General features: G+C 55.2%; 5 protein-coding genes. 4 read left to right on the top strand and 1 reads right to left on the bottom strand.

Annotated features, from left to right (window positions below; all coding sequences use genetic code 11):
* Window positions 1–360 precede the first annotated feature (360 nt).
* Together AS136_RS25780 and AS136_RS25775 are read left to right on the top strand one after the other, a co-directional pair.
* Window positions 361–1,224 carry an arginase family protein gene (locus AS136_RS25780; protein WP_012542255.1) on the top strand — a complete coding sequence of 288 codons (864 nt, stop codon included), beginning with the start codon at window positions 361–363 and terminating at the stop codon, window positions 1,222–1,224.
* A gap of 94 nt (window positions 1,225–1,318) precedes the next feature.
* On the top strand, window positions 1,319–1,891 hold the full coding sequence (locus AS136_RS25775; RefSeq protein ID WP_032738887.1) for a TetR/AcrR family transcriptional regulator: 573 nt from the start codon (window positions 1,319–1,321) through the stop codon (window positions 1,889–1,891).
* 188 nt (window positions 1,892–2,079) lie between these two features.
* Here the strand turns inward: AS136_RS25775 and AS136_RS25770 are convergent, their stop codons facing one another.
* Window positions 2,080–2,985, bottom strand: coding sequence for a LysR family transcriptional regulator (locus AS136_RS25770; RefSeq protein ID WP_004141420.1), 906 nt, complete (start codon window positions 2,983–2,985; stop codon window positions 2,080–2,082).
* Window positions 2,986–3,099: 114 nt separating this feature from the next.
* Here AS136_RS25770 and AS136_RS25765 point away from each other — a divergent pair, with 114 nt between their 5' ends.
* Window positions 3,100–3,960: a pirin family protein gene (locus AS136_RS25765; protein ID WP_008805952.1), complete on the top strand. Its 861-nt coding sequence runs from the start codon at window positions 3,100–3,102 to the stop codon at window positions 3,958–3,960.
* An 18-nt stretch (window positions 3,961–3,978) separates the two neighbouring features.
* Entirely contained in the window at window positions 3,979–4,656 is a 678-nt protein-coding gene (locus tag AS136_RS25760) for an isochorismatase family protein (protein ID WP_016160607.1), read from the top strand.
* Window positions 4,657–4,839: the final 183 nt, after the last annotated feature.

Below are 4,839 nucleotides of genomic sequence, written 5' to 3'. Positions count from 1 at the left end.
CCCCCTCACCGCCATATTCGAGATGAGAGCCTGTACGCAAGTACGGGCTTTTTTCTTTTATATTCTCCGCTGGGGGGGATGAGAACCCCCGACCGGGGTTCGACAACTGGCAACAGACATTACGCAGTATTGTCAAAGCCAGACTCTTTTTCACACGATTAACAGCGCAGCGAAGATGTTCGCCAACACTATCCCCTCTTCCGCTTTGAGCCACCCGGCATAACGAAAATCATATCGCTCCGGATGGTGTACGTTATGCATTAACGAAAAGTGCTTTGTTACTTGCGTATCGACCGTAATTCAATGTAAAAGTGAATGAACGCTCATTCACTTTAGCGCATGACAACACAGAAGGTACCAATGACTAGCAAAACACTGCGACTTATATTTCCTCAATGGCAAGGCGGTAACAATCCTCCCTACTATCTTGGCTCGCAGCTGCTCTCGTTTCTCTCTCCTGAAGCAAAAGGGCCCGTTGAGATCGTTCCTGTTGAGTTACCAACAACAGAGCCATTGCCAGGGATTAATGGCATCACGGCTAAGCCATCCCTCATCAGGCAACTCAATAATGCTGCCGCACTGATTGAAAAACATGATCCCAATAGCATTGTCATTTTAGGCGGAGACTGCCTGGTTTCGCTGGCGCCTTTCGCCCACCTGCTCGATAAGTTCGGAGACAAACTCGGTGTGCTCTGGATTGACTCGCATCCTGACGTGCAGACGGCTGAACAATATCCAAACGCGCATGCCCATGTGCTTGGTGCGCTAATGGGTACGGGTGATAACGATTTAGTTGCCCATGTAAAAACCAAACTTAATCCGTCAAAAATAATGATTGCCGGTATCCACGCGCCACTTCCTTATGAAGCTGAATACCTCACTCGCCATAACATTACGACGCTAGCACCTGAACAGGTTAAAAGCGGTGCAGATGAAGTCCTGGAGTGGATAGCTAAAGAAAAGATTGCGTATCTGGCGATCCATATCGATCTGGACGTACTCGACCCATCTCTGTTCCGCTCCATTCTTTTTGCAAAACCGGGGCGCGGAAAACACGATTTTGGCGACGTTGCTGAAGGCAAACTGACGATTGAGGATGTACTCAATCTGATAGCGGCAGCGACGACAAAAGCAGTCCCCGTTGGCCTGACAATCGCTGAACATTTGCCCTGGGACATGCTGAATCTCAAGAACATGCTCAGTGAATTACCCCTTCTAAAGTAAGACGAAATCCAGGAGCCAGACGACAGAGTTTAGCTCTGGCTCCTTGCATAAAAGCGCGTTAAAGTCTGGACACCGAATTTACCAAGATGCCGATATGTTAAAAAAAACCGAAACCTACCATAAGTTGATTACGGCTGCTGCTGCCTGCTTTGCGGAAAAAGGCTTTAGTGCGACAAGCGTACGTGAAATCGCTACCCGGGCAGGAATTAGTCAAGGAGCAATGTATACGTATTTCAAAAGTAAGGATGAGCTTGTTAAGGCTATTGTACTGGAAGAACAGAACTCCGCGCTGACTGCCCATAATGCGACCTATGCAGGCTCTTATTTTGATCGCCTTTGTGCACAAGTCACGTCCTGTATTAGCGAGATCGGTTACCCTATCACGCATCAACTTTGGGTTGAAATCATGGCTGAGTCTGCGCGTAATCCAGAACTGCGAAAAACGTATATCTCCAGTGATGACATCATGCGGAAAAGCTTCGCGCGGCTCATCCAGGAGGGTATCGCTGCCGGAGAGTTTCGCCGTGATATTAACCTTGAAGAAATCACGATCATTATTTTTGCCCTTATTGACGGTTTAATCGCTCGTCAGGCAATAAACACGACCTTCTCATTCAAGGATGATCTGCCAATGTTTTTTGACGTTATGGCAAAATTGCTTAAATAATACCAGACGGTCATAGTAAAACGATGTATCGAAAAAACCAGAGGTTGCTTATAACAGCCAACGCTCTCAAGCGGCAAACGACTCACACAGTGAGCAATCTTTCACGAGCCTACGCGATTGCGAAGAGTGCGTGAAAAAGTACGGACGCTTTTCACATATGAGTCCGGCAAAAAACCTCTGCCTACCCATCAATCTTCCTCCATCCGCTGATACTCTTCGCTGAGGTAGTCCACCAGCGCCCTGACGGAGGGCAGCAGCCCGCGCCGTGAAGCAAACACCGCATGGATCACTTCCCGCCGCGGCTGCCACTCATCCAGTACCACCTCTAATTCCCCTGACGCCAGCTGATCGCGCACCATTAATAAAGGAAGCTGTACCACGCCGACGCCGGCCATCGCCGCCTCGCGCAGCGCCAGCATATCGGTGGTCACCATTCGCGGCGTGAAATACACCTCCGCCCTTGCCCCCCCGGGCCCGGTAAGCTGCCATTTATGCTGATGCTTGTTCGCTCCCAGGCTGAGTCCCGGCCAGGCGCTCAGCTCGGACGGCGCCTGCGGGCGTCCGAGCCGGGAAATGAGATCAGGACTGGCCACCAGCCGGTGCCCGCGGTCCGCCAGCACGCGCATCACCAGATCGCTATCCTCGATGGGCCGGGGACGGACGCGGATCGCCACATCAATCCCCTCCCCGACCACATCCACCCGGCGGTTGGTCGCCTCAAGGTGCAGCGTTACCCCGGGATAGCGCGCCATAAATCGCGCCAGCATCGGTCCAATATGGACATGCAGCAAGGTGACCGGACAGGTGATCCTGACGCTACCGCGCGGCTCGGCGCGCAGCGTCTCGACCGCCTGCTGCGCCGCCTCGGCCTCTATCAGCATCGCTTTGCAATGCTGATAAAAGGTCTGCCCGACCTCGGTGACCGCGAACTGACGGGTGGTTCGCTGGATCAAACGGACGCCCAGCCGCTCCTCGAGTTGCGCAATGCGGCGGCTGAGCTTGGATTTCGGCTGGTCAAGCGCTCGCCCCGCCGCGGCGAAACCGCCATGGTCTACCACCTGGACAAACCAGGCGAAGTCATTGAGATCCTGCATCCTTCCTCCATTGTTCCATTTTTGGAACAGTATAGGTCATTTTTGCTCACTACCGCATACGTCGTCCCGGATATAAGCTTATTCACATCAGATACCGATACACAGGAGAAAGCCATGAAACAGATTACAGGAGTCTACACCGCGCCTGCGCAGCATTGGGTAGGCGACGGCTTCCCGGTTCGTTCGATGTTTTCTTATCAGACGCACGGCCAGCAGCTGAGCCCCTTCCTACTGCTCGACTATGCCGGGCCGTACACCTTCCCGGCGGGCAGCGATAAACGCGGCGTCGGTGAGCATCCGCATCGCGGATTCGAAACCGTCACCATCGTCTACGCCGGTGAAGTAGAGCATCGTGACTCCACCGGACGCGGCGGGGTGATTGGCCCGGGCGACGTGCAGTGGATGACGGCGGGCGCCGGGATCCTGCACGAAGAGTTCCACTCGGAGGCCTTCACCCGCAGCGGCGGCGAGCTGAAGATGATCCAGCTGTGGGTCAACCTGCCCGCCAAAGACAAAATGACGGCCCCCGGCTATCAGAGCATTACCGCCGGGACGATCCCCACCGTCGCGCTGGCGAATGGCGCCGGACAGGTTCGGGTTATTGCCGGCCAGTATGACGACGTCAGCGGCCCGGCCCATACCTTCTCACCACTTAACGTGTGGGATCTGCAGCTGAATCAGGGGCGCGACCTCACGCTGCGCCAGCCGGAAGGCTGGAGTACCGCGCTGGTGGTGCTGGAAGGGGAAGTGATCATCAACGGTTCCGAGTCCGCCCGCGAAGGTCAGCTCGCCGTCCTGAGCCAGACAGGAGACGCCCTGCATCTGGAGGCGACCGCCCAGGCAAAAGTTCTGCTGATGGCCGGCGAACCGCTGCAGGAGCCGATTGTGGGCTATGGCCCCTTTGTCATGAATAACAAAACGCAGATCGCAGAAGCCGTTCGCGATTTTAACAGCGGCCGTTTTGGCCAAATCTAACTGATTGAGGTGAATACTATGTCTACTCCCGCTAACTTTAACGGTGCTCGTCCGGTGATTGATGTTAACGATACCGCCATGCTGTTGATTGACCACCAGAGCGGCCTGTTCCAGACCGTCGGCGATATGCCGATGCCAGAGCTGCGCGCTCGCGCCGCCGCGCTGGCCAGGATGGCGTCGCTTGCCGGGATCCCGGTGATCACCACCGCCTCCGTGCCGCAGGGGCCGAACGGTCCGCTGATCCCGGAGATTCATGAAAACGCGCCGCATGCGAAATACATCGCCCGTAAAGGCGAGATTAACGCCTGGGATAACCCGGAATTCGTCGCCGCGGTGAAAGCGACAGGTCGTAAGACGCTGATTATCGCCGGAACCATTACCAGCGTTTGCATGGCCTTCCCGGCTATCGCCGCTGTCGCCGATGGGTATAAAGTGTTTGCCGTGATTGACGCTTCCGGCACCTACAGCAAAATGGCGCAGGAAATTACCCTGGCTCGCGTGGTACAGGCTGGCGTAGTGCCGATGGATACCGCCGCCGTCGCCTCTGAGCTGCAGCGCACCTGGAATCGCCCGGACGCCGCAGAATGGGCGGAGGTGTACACCAAAGTCTTCCCGGCCTACCAACTGCTGATCGAAAGCTACAGCAAAGCGCAGGACGTGGTGAAGAATAACGAACAGCTGGATTCTCAGCGCTAAAACCCCGCCCCGCTGTACCGCAGCGGGGTGTTGTTCATTGCGTGAGCGAACGGTAGAGAAAGAAGAAAATATGCTTGACCGTTTTAACGCAACTCCCTATAGTAGCGCCCCGTTGCCCACCCAAGGTGAGCAGCAAGACAATATGGTGAGGTGTCCGAGTGGCTGAAGGAGCACGCCTGGAAA

It is taken from the genome of Klebsiella sp. D5A (genome assembly GCF_001620885.1).
Classification (GTDB): domain Bacteria; phylum Pseudomonadota; class Gammaproteobacteria; order Enterobacterales; family Enterobacteriaceae; genus Klebsiella; species Klebsiella variicola.
Note: the sequence above shows the minus strand (reverse complement) of the source record. Positions and strands in the feature narration are given on the sequence as shown.